The sequence below is a fragment of the Erwinia aeris genome, assembly GCF_041224955.1.
In the GTDB taxonomy this organism is placed as follows: Bacteria; Pseudomonadota; Gammaproteobacteria; order Enterobacterales; family Enterobacteriaceae; genus Erwinia; species Erwinia aeris.
Genome location: NZ_JBGFFX010000003.1, coordinates 437080 through 457603 on the forward strand (window position 1 = coordinate 437080; position 20524 = coordinate 457603).

Here is a 20524-nt window from a genome sequence, read left to right on the forward strand (position 1 = left end):
CCTCTCCTTTGATTTATGCTATTGAGTGTAGAAGCTAAGCAGACTAATGATAAGTCGCACAATCACTAACTCAGCGTTCGTTTCAGGTGAACAATAATGTTTAAACAGCTGCAGGATATGGCTCTCTTTGCAATGGTAGCCGAGTGCGGCAGTTTTACCGGGGCAGCAAAGCGCGCAGGGTTGCCGAAATCCAGCGTCAGCCAACGTATCAGTCAACTTGAACAGGCGCTGGGATTGCGCCTGATTAACCGTACGACCCGCCAGCTTAATCTGACTTTTGCCGGCGAGCGTTATCTGGTGCACTGCCGCGAGATGCTACAGGCCAGCGAAAGGGCCAGCATGACCATCGATCGCCTGCGGGACAATCCAAGCGGACGCTTACGTATCACGTCGCCGGCCGGGATCGGGGCCACGCTGCTGGCGCGGTTTAACGCCGCTTTTCAGCAGGCCTGGCCGGATGTCATGCTGGAGGTGTCAGTATCGGATCGGATGCACGATATCGTGCAGGAAGGCTATGACATTGCGCTACGTACCGGCCAGCCGCAGGATTCTTCGCTCATCGGCAGGCGGGTTGGCTACACCAGGCGCTTACTGGTCGCTTCACCTGCCTATCTGGCGCGCTATGAAGCGCTTACCCATCCTCAGCAGCTGGCGGATCACCGCTGCATTGCCCATCAGGTATGGAACGAGTGGCCGTTAAGAAAAGAGGATGAGTATTATCGCTGGCAGCTGCCGCCGGTGCATACCGCCAATAATCTGCTGTACGCGCGGGAATGCGCCCTGGCCGATGCGGGTATTACGCTGCTGCCGGAAATGCTGGCTAAGGACATGCTGGCCGAAGGAAAGCTGGTAGAGGTGCTCCAGGACTGGAAAGCGTTGGGCAGCGAGCTGTGGCTGGTTTATCCCAGCCGTAAGCTGAACTCGCCCGCGCTGGTGCGCTTTGTCGATTTCGCGCTGGAGTCGGAGATTTTCCGGGAATTTTATCGTTAGGAATAATGTATTAATAAGGGGGGTTTGAGGGGCGTTAAATATCAAGTCACATGGTTTAGTGCTTCTATCTGAATATTTTATTAAAGGCGAACTATATGACCATATGGTTCGTTTTTAACAGTTCAAGATTATTTTGTGATGTGCTCACAAAACGATCTATTGATAAGTTTTTTTTAAAAAAATACTATTGATTAGATTTATTAACCCTCATTCTTCTGAAGAAGGTATTTTTCTAATGAACAGTAAAACAATACGTCTTGCTCCAGCTTGTATTAAAACTTTAACTAAAGTTGAAGTAGATAAAAAATCTTCACATCAACATGAATTTAACGGTGTTTTTGAACTTAGAGGGATTTTTGGTCCTGAAAAAAGAACCTTTCTCGCAAAATTTTCCATACGTGGACAGGATGTTTTTGAAAAAACTGACGTCACTTGGTATGAAGCGAGAGAAAATCATCCAGTACGCTCTGAATACAGGTTGTATTTTAAAGAAAATATTGTAATGGAGAACGCCTCAGTAGGAGACAATATAATCATTGGATTTGACGATAGCCAGCAGCTGAACTTTATCCTAATAAAGAAAGATGGGCCTGGTTATAATGGACTAGTTCAAAATTGGACGCCGCTGTAAGTAAAAGCGGCGGTAATACCGCCGCTTTTTTTGTTACTTCGCCATACGCTTGTACTTGATGCGTTTCGGCTCCAGTGCTTCCGCACCCAGCGTACGCTTCTTGTACTCTTCGTATTCGGTAAAGTTACCCTCAAAGAACTCGATCTTGCCTTCATCCTGATAGTCCAGGATGTGCGTGGCAATACGGTCCAGGAACCAGCGGTCATGCGAGATAACCATTGCGCAGCCAGGGAACTCCAGCAGGGCGTTTTCCAGCGCGCGCAGGGTTTCGATGTCCAGGTCGTTGGTTGGCTCATCGAGCAGCAGCATATTGCCGCCGACCTGCAACAGCTTGGCCAAGTGAAGACGACCGCGCTCGCCGCCGGACAGTTCGCCTACGCGTTTGCCCTGATCGACGCCCTTAAAGTTAAAGCGGCCGACATAGGCGCGGCTTGGCATTTCGGTATTGCCGATGCGCATGATGTCCTGGCCGCCGGATACTTCTTCCCAGACGGTTTTCGAGTTATCCATGCTGTCGCGGAACTGATCGACCGAGGCCAGCTTGACGGTATCGCCCAGCACGATGCTGCCGGAATCCGGCTGTTCCTGACCGGACATCATGCGGAACAGCGTTGATTTACCCGCGCCGTTCGGGCCGATGATGCCGACAATGGCGCCTTTCGGCACGGAGAACGACAGGTCGTCAATCAGCAGGCGGTCGCCATAGGATTTGCGCAGGTTGCTGACTTCCAGCACTTTATCGCCCAGGCGCGCGCCAGGTGGAATAAAGAGTTCGTTGGTTTCGTTACGCTTCTGGTAGTCGGTGCTGTTCAGCTCTTCAAAGCGGGCCAGACGCGCTTTGCCTTTAGACTGACGGCCTTTGGTACCGGCACGCACCCACTCCAGCTCTTTCTCGATCGATTTACGGCGGGCCGCTTCGCTGGAGGCTTCCTGCGCCAGGCGGGCATCTTTCTGCTCCAGCCAGGAGGAGTAGTTGCCTTCCCACGGAATACCTTCGCCACGGTCCAGCTCCAGGATCCAGCCCGCGACGTTGTCCAGGAAGTAACGGTCGTGGGTAATCGCCACTACGGTGCCTTCGAAGTCATGCAGGAAGCGCTCCAGCCAGGCCACGGATTCGGCATCCAGGTGGTTGGTCGGTTCGTCCAGCAGCAGCATGTCCGGCTTTTCCAGCAGTAGACGGCACAGCGCGACGCGGCGACGCTCACCACCGGAAAGATTAGCGACTTTCGCATCCCAGTCCGGCAGGCGCAGCGCGTCGGCGGCGCGTTCCAGCTGGGTATTCAGATTGTGGCCGTCGTGCGCCTGGATAATCTCTTCCAGACGACCCTGCTCGGCGGCCAGCTTATCGAAGTCCGCGTCTTCTTCCGCGTACAGCGCGTAAACTTCGTCCAGACGCTTCAGCGCGCCCACGACGTCGGCCAGCGCCTCTTCTACCGATTCACGAACGGTATGCTCCAGGTTGAGCTGCGGCTCCTGCGGCAGATAGCCGATCTTGATGCCGGGCTGCGGGCGAGCTTCCCCTTCGATATCTTTATCAATGCCGGCCATAATGCGCAGCAGCGTAGATTTACCCGCGCCGTTTAAGCCCAGGACGCCGATTTTTGCGCCGGGGAAAAAGCTCAGGGAAATATTTTTCAGGATATGACGCTTCGGCGGAACCACTTTGCCGACGCGATGCATGCTATAGACGAATTGAGCCACGTAGGATGAGCCTCTTGGTGTCTGTGTAATAATCGGGGCAGTCGCTGCCCACTCAGATAGCGAAGTTTAGCTGGTTTCACCCGGCAATCACAGACGCAGGCGGCAGATTATCCTGAGTACTGCGTCACGCCCGCCTGTTCCAGCCGCCGGGCCAGCGCTTCCGGCGCCGCTTTATCGCTGATTAGGGTATCGAACAGCGAGAGCTCGCCGATGCGCGCGGGCAGCACCTTGCCGAATTTGCTGCTGTCCGCCACCAGGATATTCTGGCTGGCGCGCTGTAGGGCCTGATGCTTCATCGGCAGTTCGTTGAGGTTGAAGCAGGTCACGCCCTGATGCGCATCAATGCCCGCCGCAGAGATAAAGGCTTTGCCGGGACAAAGATTATCGATAACCGAGCCCTGGCCCAGCGGCGTGAAAATGGCGTTGTCGGCGTGAAACTCGCCGCCGTTGAGGATCACCTTACAGCGGGGTTTTTCTTTCAGCGCCAGGAAGGTGTTTACCGCGCAGCAGATGGCGATAAACTCCAGCTCGTTATCAATGGCGTCGATAATCCACGGCATGGTAGTGCCGCAGTCAAAAAACACCGTTTCGCCGGGCTGAATTAGCGTGGCCGCCAGCTGGCCCAGCCGCCGCTTCTTTTCCACGTTGTGCGCCTGCTGATCGGAAACGAAGTAGTGGCGCTGGGTAGCTTTAGGATCGCTGACGATATAGCCGCCAAGCAGCACCACGGAAGAGGGCTGCTCGCCAAGATCGCGTCGAATGGTCATTTCGGAAACGCCCAGCAGCAGCGCCGCTTCTTTCAGATGGATCTTGTCGGTACGCTTCAGCGCGTGGGCCAGTTTTTTTACTCGCTCGCTGCTACGGCTTTCCATAAACGGTTGTTCCTGTTCGGGGACGGGCGCTGCTTTTCCGTATAAATCGCTCTGATTTTAATAAGTTGCAGGGAAAGATGCAGGCAGAGGGATTATCTTACCCGCATCGGTAAAGCGCCGCAAACGCCAGTGGTTACGGCCCTGAAAGCAGCGGTTATGCGGTAGAGCTTTTCGTCGCGTGGTTGTCGGTTAGCGCGGCGATAATGTCCTGATGGCAAGAGATAATAGAGTGATGATCCGCTGCCAGCGGCACGATTTTAAGATGCTGACAAATTTGACCTAATCCATTATCGGTCATCGCCAGTATTTCGCGCCCATCGTTTCGATCGATATTAATCAGGTTCACAAATTTTGTGGCCTTGAACAGCGTCGCCCTGGTATGGCGAAGCGCTGAACTCAGCGGCTGATCGTTTAGCTTTAACTCCGTGTCTTCAATGCGAATAACGCGCCGGGCCGCTTCGCCTTCTAAGCCAATAGCCGCCAGCAGCGATCCCAGCATGCCTGGGGTAACGCGCTGCTGAACGGCCGTCTGGTAAAGGCTGTCCAGCACAAAAACGTGGATATGCCGATAACCGGCGCGTTCCAGCTGCGCGGCGATTTCCAGCGCAATAATGCCGCCCAACGACCAGCCGAGCAGATAAACCGGCCGATCCTGCGGCAGGCCGCGCTGTAGCATATGCTGCAAATAGTAAGCAGCCAGCGCGGGCAGGGCAGACACGGCAGGCTGATTAAAAAGGTTATAGTTATTAATCCCGATGACGTTCATTTTGCCTTCCAGGCTTAGCGCCAGATCCTGATAGATCTCGCAGCCGACAATGGCGGGATGCACCATCCACATTTCTCGGCTGGCCGTATGAACATTCAAAGGCTGAAGCAGACGAAACTCTGTCTGCGACCTGTTCATATGCTGAAGCAGTTTTTGCAGCGGCGGCGGCGAGGCGGCCGGGGTTTCGGCATGGTAACCGCTGCGAATAGCGTTGGCCTGTTGACGCAGCGTAGCGTGCGAGAGCAGCGTCTTCATCTCTATTGCGATCCCCTGGTTTTTCAACTTCATCATCAGCTGGATGGCATGAATTGAATGACCGCCAAGCTCGAAAAAATCATCGTCGCGGCCGATCCGGGAAACGCCCAGAAGATCGCTCCAGCACGCGGCCAGCAGACGCTCCTCGTTATCGATCGGCGGCAGAAAGGTTTTCTCTTCCCGTGCCTGTAAAACGGGCTGCGGCAGCGTTTTACGATCCAGCTTGCCGTTGGGCGAGAGCGGGAAGGCATCCAGCCGCACAATAGCGAGCGGGATCATATAATCGGGCAGCGTTTCCTTCAGCTGTTCGCGAAGCCGCTGCTCAAGCCGGGCTTCCGGTTTAGCCACTACCCAGGCGACCAGCCGCTTATCGCCCCGATCGTCATCGCAGGCCTGCACCAGCGCACCTTCTACGCCAGCGCAGTGGCCAAGCTGCTGCTCAATTTCGCCCAGTTCGATACGCAAACCGTGAATTTTTACCTGAAAATCATTGCGCCCCAGATAGTCGATGCTGCCGTCGTCCAGCCAGCGGGCCAGGTCGCCGGTTTTGTACAGCCGGCCTTCACCGCAGGCGCTGAAAGGATCGGCGATAAACCGTTCCCTGCTCAGTTCAGGACGGTTGAGATAGCCTCTTGCGACCTGAATGCCGCCAATATGCAGCTCGCCGCTGACGCCAGGCGGAACGGGTTGCAGCTGCGCGTCAAGAATATAGAGGCGAGTATTGGCAATGGGTTTGCCGATAGGGATTAGCGGACGCGGATCCGCAGGCGAGCAGTGCCAGGCAGAAACATCCACGGCGGCTTCCGTCGGGCCGTAAAGATTGTGCAAAGCCGCCTGGGGCAGCTGCTGGTGGCAGCGTTGCACGGTAGCCAGCGGCAACGCCTCACCGCTGCAAACGATGCGTTTAAGGCTGCCGCACTGGACCATGTCGCCGTGGCGTAAAAAAAGTTGCAGCATGGAAGGAACAAAATGCAGCGTGGTAACCTGGTACTGCTGAATAACCTCGCTGAGGTAATCCGGCTCGCGATGACCGCCAGGTTTCGCCAGCGCCAGCCGCGCGCCTGTCATCAGCGGCCAGAAAAACTCCCAGACCGAGACGTCAAAACTGAACGGTGTTTTTTGTAACACCGTCTCTTCCGGCCGAAGCTGATAAGCCTGCTGCATCCATTTCAGCCTGTTCATAACGGCCAGGTGTTCATTCATTACGCCTTTCGGCTTACCGGTCGAGCCTGAAGTATAAATAACATAGGCCAGCGAGCGCTGTGGATGGTCGCAGGCAGCGGAAAGGTTGCCGGTTGGCGCTTCCCGCCAGTGCATTTTATCGTTCAGCAGATGCAGGCGGGGAACCGATCCCAACCCCCGCAGGGCTTTCTCCCCGGCATCGTCAACCAGCAGCGCGACGGCGCCGCAGTCTTCAAGCATATGTTCCAGGCGCTCCTGCGGGTAATCGGGGTCAAGCGGCACATAGGCACCGCCGGCTTTCAGTATCGCCAGCAGCGCTACCACCATCTCGCGACTGCGCTCAACGCAAAGCGCCACGCGGTCGTCCGCCTTAACGCCCTGCCTGCGTAAATGCCAGGCCAGCTGATTAGCCTGGCGGTTGAGCGATTGATAGCTGGTTTGCTGGCTGTAGCCACAGAGCGCGATGGCGTCGGGACGGTCGGCGGCCTGCTGTTCAAAATAGCGGTGGATACCTTCGGGAAAAGACCAGGCTTGCTCCGTAGCGTTCCAGCGATGAAAAATATTTTTCTGCTCGTCGGGCAGCAGCAAAGGCAGCTGCGCCACGGGCAGATCCTGAGGGCCGTCCAGGATTGCCGTCATCATTTGCAGCAGGCGATCGGCGATACGCTGCGCTTCTTCTTCACTAAACCAGGCCAGATTGACGTTGCACTCAAGCAGCGGGTCGTCGCCGGGATGGTAGTGCCGTAAATACACGGCCAGCGGCATTTGTTCATGGTGATGGCGCATCGCCTCGACCTTGAGCGGCAGGCCGTTCAGCTCGATGTCGGTCGGAAACGTTTCCAGCGAAAAGCTCAGGTCAAACAGCTGGCGGCGGCCCTGCTGGCTGAGACGCAGATGGCGATTCAGCTCGGCGATGGGAAAACGCTGGTGACGGTAGCTTCGGCGCAGTTCGTCAGCGACCTGTTTAATCAAGGGGGCAAAAGGCTGGCTAACGTCGATAGCCAGCCTGGCCGGGATCATCGATGAAAACATGCCGGGCGTTTGCTTATAGCGTGCGCCGCTGCGGTTATGCACCGGCATGCCCAGGGTAAGCGAATCGGTCTGCCACTGACGAGCGAACCAGCAGGCGAGGAGCGCGCTAAAAAAATGCATAGCAGAGCCGCCGTGCTGCTCTGCAAAGTTTTTCAGCTGTTGATAGCGTGCCGCCGTAATACGCCGCACCGCGTGCGCGCTGGGCCAGGCTTTATTTTCCTGAAAGCCCTGACGGCGCTCCAGCAATGAAGCGGGCGCTTCGGCAAAATGGTTAATCCAATATGCCCGATCGTGCTGATAGCGCTCGGAGCAGAGATATTGCTGGTCGCGGATAATAAAATCGCTATAGCCCGCAGAGAGAACGGGCGCACAGGGCGCCTGCGCCTGTAATGATTTATAACCGGCCATAATCATTTTACTTAACAGCGAAACTGAGGTGCCGTCGGCAATGATATGATGCGTGCTGAACAGCCAGAGCGTAGTGACATCATTAACTTTAACCGTCATGCTGCGCCAGAGCAGTTCGCCATGTAATTTAAAAGGTTTAATAAACTGGCGGCGAATAAAAGCTTTGGCTTCATTTAACGACAGAGACGCCTGACTGACATCGTGGTATTCAAGGACGGGTTCTTTTTTATGGACGGTCGTCTGATTAATGCCGTGTTCATCTTCTTCAAGAATGATATTTAACGCCTCATGCTGCGCCATAACTTTCCTGATAGCGTCATGCAATAGATCTGCGGTAAATGTTGTATCGATGTGCCACAGCGCGCCCACGTTATAGCAGGGTGCTTCTGGGGTAAGAAGCTGATCGAGCCAGACGGCTTGCTGTACGGTAGTCAAAGGAAAAGTAGCCACGCAAATACCTCCGATGAGGGATAATTGGAAAAAATAAATCAGTAACAAGGTGGTTAAGTATATAAAGTTTACGAAAAGAAGATATGAAAAATTGGAGGAAACGTTATGAGTAAATTAACCTTAATTAATATGCCGTTAATTTTTTATGGGGTAAAAATAATTAGTGTTTGATAAACAGTTAAATAAGGAAAAATAGAGATATTGGTCTTTTTTAGAGACGGTGGTACAGCGCTATTTAAAAAAGGTTTTACAGGATTGAACAGGCATGTGGTTATTGGGATGGCAATGTATTTTAGGGATGGGTGTATATTTATCGCTGCGAATAATGTTTAAAGTTAATTGTGCGAAAACTCCGAGAAATATAATTGAGATGGCAATATATTAATCGATAAATATTAAGTCCTGTCGGGAAATAAACAACGCCTGCGGCCTTTTTCAGCGCAGGCGTCGCCATTAAATAGCCACCAGCCCGCGTACGCCGTCCGCTTCCATGGTTTCACCCCGGCCGCGCCGCACGATTTCGCCGCGCGACATCACCAGATAGCTGTCGGCAAGCTCGGCGGCAAAATCGTAAAACTGCTCCACCAGCAGGATAGCCATATCGCCGCGCTGCGCCAGCTGGCGGATCACCGCGCCAATCTCCTTAATGACCGAAGGCTGGATGCCTTCCGTCGGCTCGTCAAGGATTAGCAGTTGCGGACTGGCGGCCAGCGCGCGGCCAATGGCCAGCTGCTGCTGCTGCCCGCCGGAAAGATCGCCGCCGCGCCGCAGCCGCATTTCCCGCAGCACCGGGAAAAGCTGATAAATCTCTTCCGGCACCTGTTTTGCCCGCGAGCCGGAAAAGCGCGACAGCCCCATCAGCAGGTTCTCTTCCACCGTCAGGCGCGGGAAAATTTCCCGTCCCTGCGGCACATAGGCCATCCCGGCCTGCACGCGCTGATGCGGCCTGCGGCCGTTGATGCGCTGTTCTTGCCAGCTGATGACGCCTGACTTAGCTGGCAGCAGGCCCATCAGGCACTTCAGCAGCGTGGTTTTCCCCACGCCGTTGCGCCCCAGCAGGCAGGTGATTTCGCCCGGACGGACCTCAAAAGAGAGGCCGCGTAAAATATGGCTGCCGCCATAATATTGATTCAGATCGGTGACTTTCAGCATCTCAGCGCCCCAGATAAACGTCGATAACCTGCTCATTCGCCTGCACCTCGCGCAGCGAGCCTTCCGCCAGCACCTGACCCTGATGCAGCACCGTTACGCGGTCGGCTATTGCTTCCACAAAGCCCATATCGTGCTCCACCACCATCAGCGAATGGCGGCCAGCCAGATCCTTAAACAGCCCGGCGGTGTACTCCGTTTCCGCATCGGTCATGCCCGCCGCGGGCTCGTCCAGCAGCAGCAGATGCGGATCCTGCACCAGCAGCATGCCAATCTCCAGAAACTGCTTTTGCCCATGCGAGAGCAGGCCCGCCGGACGCCCGCGCTCCGCGCCCAGCCGCAGCAGCTTCAGGACATCGTCAATACGATCCTGCTGCTCGCCGTTGAGTTTGCCGCGCAGGCAGGCCCACACCGATTTGTCGCCTTTGAGCGCGATTTCCAGATTTTCAAATACGGAAAGCGCCGCAAACACCGTGGGCTTCTGGAATTTACGGCCAATGCCCTGCCGCGCAATCTCTACCGGCGACAGCGTCGTCAGGTCGGTGGTCTGATCGTAAAATACTCGCCCGCTGGTAGGGCGCGTTTTGCCGGTGATCACGTCCATCAGGGTGGTTTTTCCGGCGCCGTTCGGGCCAATAATGCAGCGCAGCTCGCCCACGCCAATCTGTAGCGACAGGTCGGTCAGCGCCTTAAAGCCGTCGAAAGCCACCGTAATATTTTCCAGCTGTAAGACCGGGTCGGTTTGTCCGCGATAGCGATCCGCAGGGTGCGGCTGGGTAAAAAGCGGTTCAGTCATGCTTCCTCCGGCGAAGCAGGCCAATCACGCCGTGCGGCAGAAACAGCGTGACCAGGATAAACATCAGCCCCAGAAAAAAGAGCCAGTATTCGGGAAAGGCGACGGTAAACCAGCTCTTAGCGCCGTTGACGATGCCCGCGCCGAGCAGCGGGCCGATCAGCGTGCCCCGGCCGCCGAGCGCCACCCAGATAGCCGCCTCGATAGAGTTGGTCGGCGACATTTCACCCGGATTGATAATGCCGACCTGCGGCACGTAGAGCGCGCCTGCCAGCCCGCACAGCACGGCGGAAAGCGTCCAGACAAACAGCTTAAAGCCCTGCGGATGGTAGCCGCAAAATATCAGGCGGTTTTCCGCATCGCGCACCGCCGTCAGCACGCGGCCAAATTTGCTGCGCGCCAGCGCAAAGCCGATAGCGAGCGTGGCCAGCAGCAGCAGCACCGTAACGATAAACAGGGCGATGCGGGTACCGGTCGCCGTGACCGGAAAGCCGAGCAGGGTAGTGAAGCCGGTAAAGCCGTTGTTGCCGCCAAAGCCGGTTTCGTTGCGGAAAAACAGCAGCATCCCGGCCCAGGTCAGCGCCTGGGTCATAATCGAAAAGTAGACGCCTTTGATTTTCGAGCGAAAGGTAAACCAGCCGAAGATCAGCGCCAGCAGGCCCGGCACCAGCACGATCAGGCAGAGCGCCCAGGCAAAGTGCTGCGTGCCCGCCCAGAACCACGGCATTTTCTGCCAGGAGAGAAAGGTCATAAAGGCGGGCAGGCTGTCGCCCGAGGCCTGGCGCATCAGGTACATGCCCATCGCATAGCCGCCGAGCGCAAAGAACAGCCCGTGGCCGAGCGACAGCAGTCCGGCATAGCCCCAGACCAGATCCAGCGCCACGGCGACGATCGCATAGCAAAGAATTTTGCCGATCAGCGTCAGCGTCCAGGTAGAGATTGCCAGCGGATTGTCCGCCGGCAGCAGCGCGAGAAAAGGCAGGATCAGCAGCGCCGCCGTCACCAGCAGACCGGCGACGACGCTCAGGCGCGGCGCTTTTCGCGTCAGAGTCAGCGTAATAGGTTGCGTCATCAGTCAGTCACCCTTCCTTTGATGGCGAACAGGCCCTGCGGCCGCTTCTGGATAAACAGCACGATCAGCGCCAGCAGCAGGATTTTCCCCAGCACCGCGCCAATTTGCGGCTCCAGGATTTTGTTGAGGATGCCTAAACCGAACGCGGCCAGCACCGTGCCCGCCAGCTGGCCGACGCCACCGGTCACCACCACCAGGAAAGAGTCGATAATGTAGCTCTGGCCCAGCTCCGGCCCGACGTTGCCCAGCTGCGACAGCGCCACGCCGCCCAGCCCCGCAATGCCGGAACCCAGCCCGAACGCCAGCATATCCACGCGTCCGGTCGGTACGCCGCAGCAGTCGGCCATGGCGCGGTTCTGCGTCACCGCCCGCACGTTCAGCCCAAGACGGGTTTTGTTCAGCAACAGCCAGGTCAGGATCAGCACAAACATCACAAACAAAATCACCGCGATACGGTTGTAAGGCAGCACCAGCCCCGGCAAAGCCTGCCAGCCGCCGGACAGCCACGGCGGGTTAGCGACCTCCAGGTTTTGCGTGCCGAACAGCACGCGCACCAGCTGGATCAGCATCAGGCTGATGCCCCAGGTCGCCAGCAGCGTCTCCAGCGGACGGCCATAAAGATGGCGCACGATGGTGCGCTCCAGCGCCATGCCGATGGCGGCGGTGACGAAAAAGGCCACTGGCAGCGCCAGCAGCGGATAGAAAGCGAGCCACTCCGGGGCGTAGCGCTGAAACAGCGTCTGCACCAGCCAGGTGGCGTAGGCGCCCAGCATCAGCATTTCGCCGTGGGCCATATTGATAACGCCCAGCAGGCCATAGGTGATCGCCAGGCCCAGCGCCGCCAGCAGCAGCACCGATCCCAGCGACAGGCCGGAGAATGCCTGGCCGAGCAGCTCGCCCAGCCGCAGACGTTGTTGGATCTGCTTCAGGCTGTCGGCAGCGGCGGCGCGCACCTGCGCATTCGGCTCGTTTTGCGCCAGGCGCGTCAGCGCGGCCTGGGTTTGCGGGTCGCTGGTTTCGCCCAGCAGCTTTACGGCCTTCAGGCGTATCTGAGGATCGGCGTCGGCAAGCTGTAATCCGGCCACGGCCTGAGCCAGCACGGCGCGTACGTCGTTGTCCTGTTCTGCGGCCAGGCGCCCGGTCAGCAGCGGCAGCTGATCGGCCTGCGCTTCGTTTTGAAGCTCGCGCGCGGCGGCCAGGCGCGTGGCGGCGCTGTCGCTGACCAGCTGATGGGCGGCCAGCGTGGTGGCGACCAGCACGCGCAGCCGGTTGTTCATAAAGAGTTTTTTGGTGCTGCCCTCGGGCGGCGCATCGCCATCAAGCGGCGTCAGCCTGCCGTCAACGAGGCTGAACGGCCGTTTGCTGGCGTCCAGCACCACGTTTTCCTGATGCAGCGCGGTCAGCAGCGCAAGACGCGAGGCGTCCGGCTGGGCTGCCCACTGCTGAAGCAGCGCGACCTGGCCCGGACGGCTGGCGGCGGCGAAATCCGCGGCCGGCCCGGCAAAGGCGGCGGGCAGCAGGCACAGCGTAATAAAGAGCGTTAGCAGTTGACGTAGAATCATCGCGATGCCCATTCAGTGAAAAAAAGATGACCGGGCGGCGGCTGCCATCCCGGCCACGAGGTTACTGCGCTGTTTTTACCGGCCGATCGGACTTTTTATCGTTGCCGGGAAGATAAGGGCTCCACGGCTGCGCGCGCACCGGCTTGTCGGTCTGCCACACCACGTTGAACTGGCCGTTCTCTTCAATCTCGCCAATCATCACCGGCTTGTGCAGATGGTGGTTGGTGGCATCCATGGTCAGCGTAAAGCCGTCCGGCGCGTTAAAGGTTTGATTCGCCATCGCTTCCCGCACCTTGTCCACATCGGTGGTTCCCGCTTTCTCGACCGCCTGCGCCCACATATGAATACCTACGTAGGTGGCCTCCATCGGATCGTTGGTGACGGCGGTCGCGGCGTTCGGCAGATTGTGCGCTTTGGCGTAAGCGCGATAGTCCGCGACAAACTTTTTATTGACCGGATTGTCCACCGACTGGAAGTAGTTCCAGGCGGCCAGGTTGCCGACCAGCGGTTTGGTATCAATGCCGCGCAGCTCCTCTTCGCCAACCGAGAACGCCACTACCGGCACGTCGGTGGCTTTAATGCCCTGATTCGCCAGCTCTTTATAGAAAGGCACGTTAGAGTCGCCGTTGATGGTGGAGATCACCGCCGTTTTTCCGCCCGCAGAGAACTTTTTAATGTTGGCGACGATGGTCTGGTAATCGCTGTAGCCAAACGGCGTATAGACCTCCTCTATATCGCTGTCCTTCACGCCCTTGACGTGCAGGAAAGCGCGCAGGATTTTATTGGTGGTGCGGGGATAGACATAGTCGGTGCCGAGCAGGAAAAAGCGTTTCGTGCCGCCGCCGTCTTCGCTCATCAGATACTCCACCGCCGGGATCGCCTGCTGGTTCGGCGCCGCGCCGGTGTAGAAGACGTTCGGCGACATCTCTTCGCCCTCGTACTGCACCGGATAAAACAGCAGGCCGTTCAGCTCTTCAAATACCGGCAGCACCGACTTGCGGGAAACGGAGGTCCAGCAGCCGAAGACCACGGCGGCTTTGTCCTGCGACAGCAGCTGGCGTGCTTTTTCGGCAAACAGCGGCCAGTTGGACGCCGGATCGACCACCACCGGCTGGAGCTTTTTACCCAGCACGCCGCCTTTGGCATTGATTTCGTCGATGGTCATCAGCGCCACGTCCTTCAGCGGCGTTTCGGAAATCGCCATGGTGCCGGACAGCGACGAGAGGATGCCGACTTTGATCGTCTCCGCCGCCTGCGCGCTCCATGCCGCGCCCATCGCGATGACCGAAGCCGAAAGCACAAAAGCTTTTAATAACGAACGTCTTTTCATCCGGTGAACCTCAAGAGTTAAGTGGATCGGGTAAAGTTCTGGCCTGCTGCAACCGATGCAGCGTTATTTTTCTGACCTCGGCCTTGCTGACGGCAATATGCGCCGTCAGGATGCGCCGGGCCGCTTCGCTTTGCTGCTGAAGTACCGCCAGCAAAATCTGTGCGTGTTCCTGATAAGTCGCGGCAATCCTGTCCTCACGGGTAAAATCGAGGCGGCGGATAATGCGGATTTTCTCGGTCAGCTCGGCATGGATAGCGGCCATTTCGCCGTTGCCCGCCGCCGCCACTATCGCCATATGAAACGCTTCGTCATGCAGCGACACCGCTTTACCGTCGGCCAGCTGCGGCGCCTCCAGCCAGAAGCGCCGCAGCGCGGCCAGCCGCTCGCCGGTCTGCGCCAGCGGCATCGCGCACAGGCGCTTAACGGCTTCGCACTCCAGCACGATGCGCAGATCGTACAGCTCCTCAAAACGGGTGAAGTCGAACTCGCATACCTGCCAGCCGCTGCGGAATTCGACCTCGACATAGCCTTCGCGCGCCAGCCGAAACAGCGCCTGGCGCACCGGCGTGCGGCTCACCGCCATCCGTCCGGCGATCTCGTTTTCGCTGAAGCGATCGCCGGGCATCAGGCGGAAATCGAAAATATCGTTTTTCAGCGTCTGATAGATTTTGTCCGCCAGCGGCAGGGGACGAGGCTTTGGTGTCTGCATCGCGCCGCGCCTTATTCCAGCCACAGCAGCGCGTCACCCGGCCTGACCGGCCGACCCGGCTGGCAGCCGATACGCCTGACGCGGCCCGCCTGCGGCGCGTTGACGGTCAGCTCCATCTTCATCGCCTCCACCACGATCAGCGGCTGGCCGACCACCACTTCGTCGCCCGGCTGCACCAGCACTTTCCAGATATTGCCGTTGAGATCGGCACTGACCAGCAGGCCATCCTCCTCTTCCTGCGGCAGCAGCGTCTCCTCGCTGGTCAGCGGCGCGCCTTCCTCTTCCTGCGCCCACAGCGCGACCTCGGTTTCGAAGGCGCTGGCCTGGCGCTGGCGGAAATCGGCGATATCGGCGGCGTTTTCCTGTAAAAAGCGCGTATGTTCGGCAAAATCAAAGAAGGTTTCTTCGATGGCGATGCGGCCCCGGCCTTCGCGGAAGTCTTCCCGCAGCCTGTCCAGCTCCGTCTCGCTGACCGGATAGAAACGCACCTGGTCGAAGAAGCGCAGCAGCCAGGGTTCATTCGCCGCAAACTGGTCGTTTTTCAGGAATTTGTTCCAGATCGGCAGCGTACGGCCCACCAGCTGATAGCCGCCGGGGGAATCCATGCCGTAGATGCACATATACATGCCGCCGATGCCGACGGTGCCTTCGGCGGTAAAAGTGCGGGCCGGGTTATATTTGGAGCTGAGCAGGCGATGACGCGGATCCACCGGCACGGCGCAGGGCGCGCCCAGATAGACATCGCCCAGCCCCAGGATCAGGTAGCTGGCGTCGAACAGCGTCTGGCGCACCGCCTCGCGCGTCGGTAGCCCGTTGATGCGTTGAATAAAATCAACGTTGTTCGGCAGCCACGGCGCGCTGGCGCGCACCGTTTCTTTGTAGCGTTCGACGGCGCCCAGCGTGGCGCTGTCCTCAAAGGCCATCGGCAGATGCACGATGCGGGAAGGCACCCGCAGCTGGCTGACGTCGCCCAGCTCTTTCTCCACGCGCAGCAGCAGCGCCAGCAGCTGTTTCTGGCTGAGGATGCGGCTGTCGTAGCGGATTTGCAGCGAGCGCACGCCCGGCGACAGCTCCTCCATGCCCGGCTGGCCGGTTTCGCGCAGGGCAATCATCAGCAGATGAACTCGCAGCCGCAGCGCCAGATCCAGCACGTTGTCGCCATATTCCAGCAGAATATAGTTATCGCCCGCCTGCCGATAAACGGCGGCTGGCGTGCTGGTTGTGGCTTCAAGCGCGGCCAGGATAGTGCCCGAACCGTGCGCGGTTTCCGCCAGCGACGGCACGGCAAAGGCGGGCGTGGTTATGTTATGCAGCGTGTTAATCCGCGCTTCCTGCGCTTTCTCCAGCGCCAGCGCCTCGTCAAAACCAATCGGATGAAAACGGATGCGGTCGCCCGGCTTGACCTGGCCGACTTTCCACAACTCCGCTTTGGCGATGGTCACAGGACAGACGAAGCCGCCGAGGCTTGGCCCGTCGCGCGTCAGGATCACCGGAAAGTCGCCGGTAAAATTCACCGCGCCGATAGCGTATTCGCAGTCGTGTACGTTAGAGGGATGCAGGCCCGCTTCGCCGCCGTTGGGGCGCGCCCAGTCCGGTTTTGGCCCGGCCAGCCGCACGCCAAGCCGGTTGGAGTTGTAGTGAACCTGCCACGACTGCGCGAAGAACTCATCAATGGATCGCTGGGTAAAAAAGTCCGGCGCGCCGTGCGGGCCATAGAGCACGCCGATGCGCCATTCGTCGCCGTAGGTGGGGATCAGCGCGGCGTCAACGGCCTGCGGCTCGCCGACCGGCGCTGGCGTGGTACAGGCGGCAAGCTGCGGCTGCGAAACGGGCAGCATATCAGCCACGCGCAGCGTGCGTCCGGCATGGCCGCCAAACTGGCCAAGGGCAAAGGTCGAACGGCTGCCGAGATAGTCCGGCACGTCAAAACCGTTGCGTACCGCCAGGTAGGTGCGGCAGCCCGTCTGCGCGCGGCCCAGCGTCAGCGTCTGTCCGGCTTTGACCGTCACCGGCTGCCAGTAGCCAACCGGCGCGTCGTCCAGCGTCGCCGGGCAATCCGCGCCGGTTAAGGCGATCACGGCGTCGGTGTGGAAGCGCAGCGTCGGGCCTTGCAGGGTAAACTCCAGGCCCGCCGCTTCTTCTGCGTTGCCAACGATGCGGTTCGCCAGCCGAAAAGCGAAGTCGTCCATCGGGCCGGACGGCGGCACGCCGATGTCCCAGTAGCCGGGACGGCCAGGGTAATCCTGAATGCTGCTCCAGGTGCCGGGTTGGATCACTTCAATGACGTGGGCCACAGGCGTAAAGCTGTCCAGCTGGCGCGTCCACACCTGGCCGCTGCGGAACTCGTCGGTGGCGATAACCTGACGCAGATAGTCGAGATTGGTGGCGATGCCGTGCAGCCGCGTTTCATTCAGCGCCTCGCGCATTTTTGCCAGCGCCGCCTCGCGGTTTTCCGCGTGAACGATCAGCTTGGCAATCATCGGATCGTAAAAGGCGGAAACTTCTGAACCCGTCGTCACGCCGCTGTCCACGCGCACCCCTTCCGGAAAGCAGACGTCCGTCAGCACGCCCGGACTGGGCTGAAAGTTTTTCACCGGATCTTCGGCATAGAGCCGCACTTCAATCGCCGCGCCCTGCGGCGCCTGCGCCATACGCGCCCAGTCCGGCTCCACGCCCGCCGCCACCTGCAACATGCACTCGACCAGATCCAGCCCGGTTACGCATTCAGTGACCGGATGTTCGACCTGTAAACGGGTATTCACTTCCAGAAAGAAGAATTCGTCGCGCTGCGCGTCGTAGATATATTCCACCGTGCCCGCGCTGCGATAGTTGACGCGCTCGCCCAGCCGGACAGCTGATTCCAACAGGGCGCGACGCGTTGCTTCCGGCAGATTGGGCGCGGGCGTCTCTTCCACCACTTTCTGATTACGGCGCTGTAGCGAGCAGTCGCGTTCGCCCAGGGCGACGACTTTGCCTTTGCCGTCGCCAAAAATCTGTACTTCCACGTGGCGCGCACGATCGATGCAGCGTTCCAGAAAGACGCCCGCATCGCTGAAGAACTGCTCGCCCAGGCGGCGGACGCTTTCCCAGGCGTCGCGTAGCGCCTGTGCGTCGCCGCAGCGGGTTAAGCCGATGCCGCCGCCGCCCGCAGTACTTTTCAGCATCACCGGATAGCCGATGGCGTCCGCGGCGGTTAAGGCTTCCGCCAGCGAGTTCAGCAGCGGCGTGCCCGGCGTCATCGGCACGCCAGCCTCGGCGGCCAGCTCGCGGGCGCGGTGCTTGAGGCCGAATTCGCCGATTTGCTGCGCCGTGGGGCCGACGAAAACGATGTTCGCAGCTTCACAGGCCGCCGCAAACGGCAGGCTTTCGGAAAGAAAACCGTAGCCGGGCCAGATCGCCTGGGCGCCGCTCTGCTGCGCCGCTGCCAGGATCCTGTCGATACGCAGATAGCTGTCGGCGGCTTTTTCGCCGCCCAGCGCGATGGCGATATCCGCCTCTTTGACATGCTGCGCGTTTTTATCCGCGTCGGAATAGACCGCCACGCCGGTAATGCCCAGCTTTTTCAGCGTGCGCAGGGCGCGGCAGGCGATTTCGCCCCGGTTGGCGACAAGAACGGTATTAAACATGGGAAGCCTCCTTGCGCGCCAGCCAGTTGCGCCAGCCGCCAAACTCGGTGATGTCCCGGGCGTCGGCCAGCGCCGCCGGTTCGCAAATAAAGCCTTTTACCTGACGACCATCCTCCAGCGTCAGCGTGCCGATGCCGAGCGGCGCAGGGATTTCCGCTACGAATTCGCCAAAGCGCGCCAACGGAATGTCCCACAGCTCGACGGTAATGGCTTTGCCGCCGGTCGCTTTCGCCAGCCCCGGCTTGGGCGGCTGGGTGTTGGCCAACGCATAAAGGCGATAGGCGTCGGCGGTGCGGGTTTCTTCCACCAGCACCGCATTGCGGCGGGTTAACTGATGATTCAACGGCATTCCAGTCAGGTGCGCGCCAACGACCGCGACACGAACGTGGTGTGGCGAAGCGGGCAAAGCGGACGGCGCGGCGCAGGCTTTTCCGGTCGCGCCCAGGTCGAGCGCCAGGCTCTGCTGCCAGCGCTGTCCAAAGGTCGCCAGCGCGCGATCGTGCCACGCGGGCGCAATCAGCGTGATCCCGGCGGGCAGCCCGTCCTCACGGAATGGCCCTGGCAGGGCGAGCGCCGAGAGATCGGCCAGGTTAGTAAAGTTGGTATAGGTGCCAAACTGCGAGTTATAGCGCACCGGCTCCTGCCGCATCTCTTCCAGCGTGTGGATGGTCGGCGACGTTGGCACCACCAGCGCGTCAAACTGGGCAAGCGTCTGCTGGATCTGACGGCTCAGCTCCGCGCGCAGGTATTCCGCCTGATAAGCGTCAACCGCGCTGTAGTGCTGGCCGCTGGCGATAATGCCGTACACGGTCGCATCCATCTGTTCCGGATGGTGCAGTATCTCGCCGACGGCCGCGGTACGTTCGGCTACCCAGGGCCCCGAGTAAAGCTGTTCGGCCAGCTGGTGAAACGGCGCAAAATCGACAGGATGCAGCGTGGCGCCGCACGCCTGCAGCGCGGCCAGCGCTTTTTCCCAGGCGGCTTCGGCCTGTGCATCGTCAAAAAAGGTGGGATGAGAAGGAACAGCCAGGCGCGGCGCGGCAGGCAGGGCGGCGGGCGCCAGCGCCGGATTGTCGCGTGAATAGGCGTCGCTGGCGTCATAGCCGCCCGCACAGGTCGCGACCTGGAAAGCATCTTCCACCGTCAGCGCAAACACGGAAAGCGTATCGTTCAGGCGGCAGGCTGGCAGCACGCCGGTGGCCGACAGCCAGCCTTTGGTCGGCTTCAGGCCGACGATATTGTTAAAGCCGGCCGGGACGCGCCCTGAGCCAGCGGTATCGGTGCCCAGCGCGAAGCAGACCAGGCCACGAGCCGTCACGGAAGCCGAACCGGAGCTGGAGCCGCCGCTGACGTAATCCGCATTAAAGCTGTTTTTCACCGCGCCATAGGGCGACCGCGTGCCGACCAGGCCGGTAGCGAACTGATCGAGATTGGTTTTGCCGATGACCACGGCGCCCGCCGCCTTCAGCCTGGCGACCGCAACGGCATCGGTTGCGGCTTCGTGAGCGAAAGCAGGGCAGGCGGCGGTGGTCGGCCAGCCCGCCACGTCGATATTGTCTTTCACCGCAAAGGGCACGCCGAACAGCGGCAGCGACTGCGGATCCTTCTGCCAGGCCGCCAGCAGCGGTTCCGTCTGCGCCCGCAGCTGAGAAGGGGTGGCAAGATAAAGCCAGGCGTTATCTTCCAGGCTCAGCTCCGCCAGCAAAGAGGAAAGGGTAGCGAACAGCTCCTGCGGCTGCTGCTGATGGTAACGCCGCCAGTCATTCAGGGTAAAACCGGTGAAAGCCATAGGTTGAATTCCATCTGGTATACAAGATGGAATAAACAGAGCAAAAGCCGTGCCATACGGATAATTTACTGATTATTAAATATTTAAATAAATAAGGCAGGCGAGGGTGCACGTTATTTGGGCAGTGAATGAACAAAAAAGGGGCGATAAGGAAGCTGGCCGTGCGGGAACGTACAGCACCAGGGGCCGCAGCGAGCGGCGCCCAGG

The 20524-nt window shown here is 59.2% G+C and carries 13 protein-coding genes; 2 read left to right on the plus strand and 11 right to left on the minus strand.

Annotated elements, in window-relative coordinates:
* The first annotated feature begins 93 nt into the window (after window positions 1-93).
* The gene (locus AB6T85_RS08305; RefSeq protein WP_253461126.1) at window positions 94-990 is read left to right on the plus strand and encodes a LysR family transcriptional regulator; all 897 of its coding nucleotides are present in this window, start codon (window positions 94-96) and stop codon (window positions 988-990) included.
* A 235-nt stretch (window positions 991-1225) separates the two neighbouring features.
* Window positions 1226-1621, plus strand: coding sequence for a type II restriction endonuclease (locus AB6T85_RS08310; RefSeq protein WP_369895261.1), 396 nt, complete (start codon window positions 1226-1228; stop codon window positions 1619-1621).
* A gap of 33 nt (window positions 1622-1654) precedes the next feature.
* Here AB6T85_RS08310 and ettA read toward each other — a convergent pair whose 3' ends face one another.
* From ettA to atzF, 11 genes are all read right to left on the minus strand, one after another.
* A complete protein-coding gene (gene ettA, locus AB6T85_RS08315; protein ID WP_125290490.1) occupies window positions 1655-3322 on the minus strand; it encodes an energy-dependent translational throttle protein EttA in 1668 nt (555 codons plus the stop codon).
* A 107-nt stretch (window positions 3323-3429) separates the two neighbouring features.
* Window positions 3430-4194 (minus strand): DNA-binding transcriptional repressor DeoR, encoded by a 765-nt coding sequence (deoR, locus tag AB6T85_RS08320; RefSeq protein WP_301252421.1) that lies wholly within the window; start codon window positions 4192-4194, stop codon window positions 3430-3432.
* 154 nt (window positions 4195-4348) lie between these two features.
* Complete coding sequence (locus AB6T85_RS08325; RefSeq protein WP_369895263.1) at window positions 4349-8287, minus strand: non-ribosomal peptide synthetase; 3939 nt, start codon at window positions 8285-8287, stop codon at window positions 4349-4351.
* Window positions 8288-8740: 453 nt separating this feature from the next.
* Window positions 8741-9439 carry an urea ABC transporter ATP-binding subunit UrtE gene (urtE, locus tag AB6T85_RS08330; RefSeq protein WP_253461124.1) on the minus strand — a complete coding sequence of 233 codons (699 nt, stop codon included), beginning with the start codon at window positions 9437-9439 and terminating at the stop codon, window positions 8741-8743.
* Between the two features lies 1 nt (window position 9440).
* On the minus strand, window positions 9441-10232 hold the full coding sequence (gene urtD / locus AB6T85_RS08335; RefSeq protein WP_253455417.1) for an urea ABC transporter ATP-binding protein UrtD: 792 nt from the start codon (window positions 10230-10232) through the stop codon (window positions 9441-9443).
* Complete coding sequence (gene urtC / locus AB6T85_RS08340; RefSeq protein ID WP_253455415.1) at window positions 10225-11301, minus strand: urea ABC transporter permease subunit UrtC; 1077 nt, start codon at window positions 11299-11301, stop codon at window positions 10225-10227. Before urtC ends, urtD begins: the two co-directional genes overlap by 8 nt.
* Window positions 11301-12863 carry an urea ABC transporter permease subunit UrtB gene (gene urtB / locus AB6T85_RS08345; protein WP_369895266.1) on the minus strand — a complete coding sequence of 521 codons (1563 nt, stop codon included), beginning with the start codon at window positions 12861-12863 and terminating at the stop codon, window positions 11301-11303. Before urtB ends, urtC begins: the two co-directional genes overlap by 1 nt.
* A 61-nt stretch (window positions 12864-12924) precedes the next feature.
* On the minus strand, window positions 12925-14193 hold the full coding sequence (urtA, locus tag AB6T85_RS08350; protein ID WP_253455411.1) for an urea ABC transporter substrate-binding protein: 1269 nt from the start codon (window positions 14191-14193) through the stop codon (window positions 12925-12927).
* 10 nt (window positions 14194-14203) lie between these two features.
* Window positions 14204-14902 (minus strand): GntR family transcriptional regulator, encoded by a 699-nt coding sequence (locus AB6T85_RS08355; RefSeq protein WP_253455409.1) that lies wholly within the window; start codon window positions 14900-14902, stop codon window positions 14204-14206.
* Window positions 14903-14913: 11 nt separating this feature from the next.
* Window positions 14914-18528 carry an urea carboxylase gene (gene uca, locus AB6T85_RS08360; RefSeq protein ID WP_369895268.1) on the minus strand — a complete coding sequence of 1205 codons (3615 nt, stop codon included), beginning with the start codon at window positions 18526-18528 and terminating at the stop codon, window positions 14914-14916.
* Complete coding sequence (gene atzF, locus AB6T85_RS08365) at window positions 18521-20317, minus strand: allophanate hydrolase (protein WP_253455405.1); 1797 nt, start codon at window positions 20315-20317, stop codon at window positions 18521-18523. The genes uca and atzF overlap by 8 nt, the downstream gene beginning before the upstream one ends.
* Window positions 20318-20524: the final 207 nt, after the last annotated feature.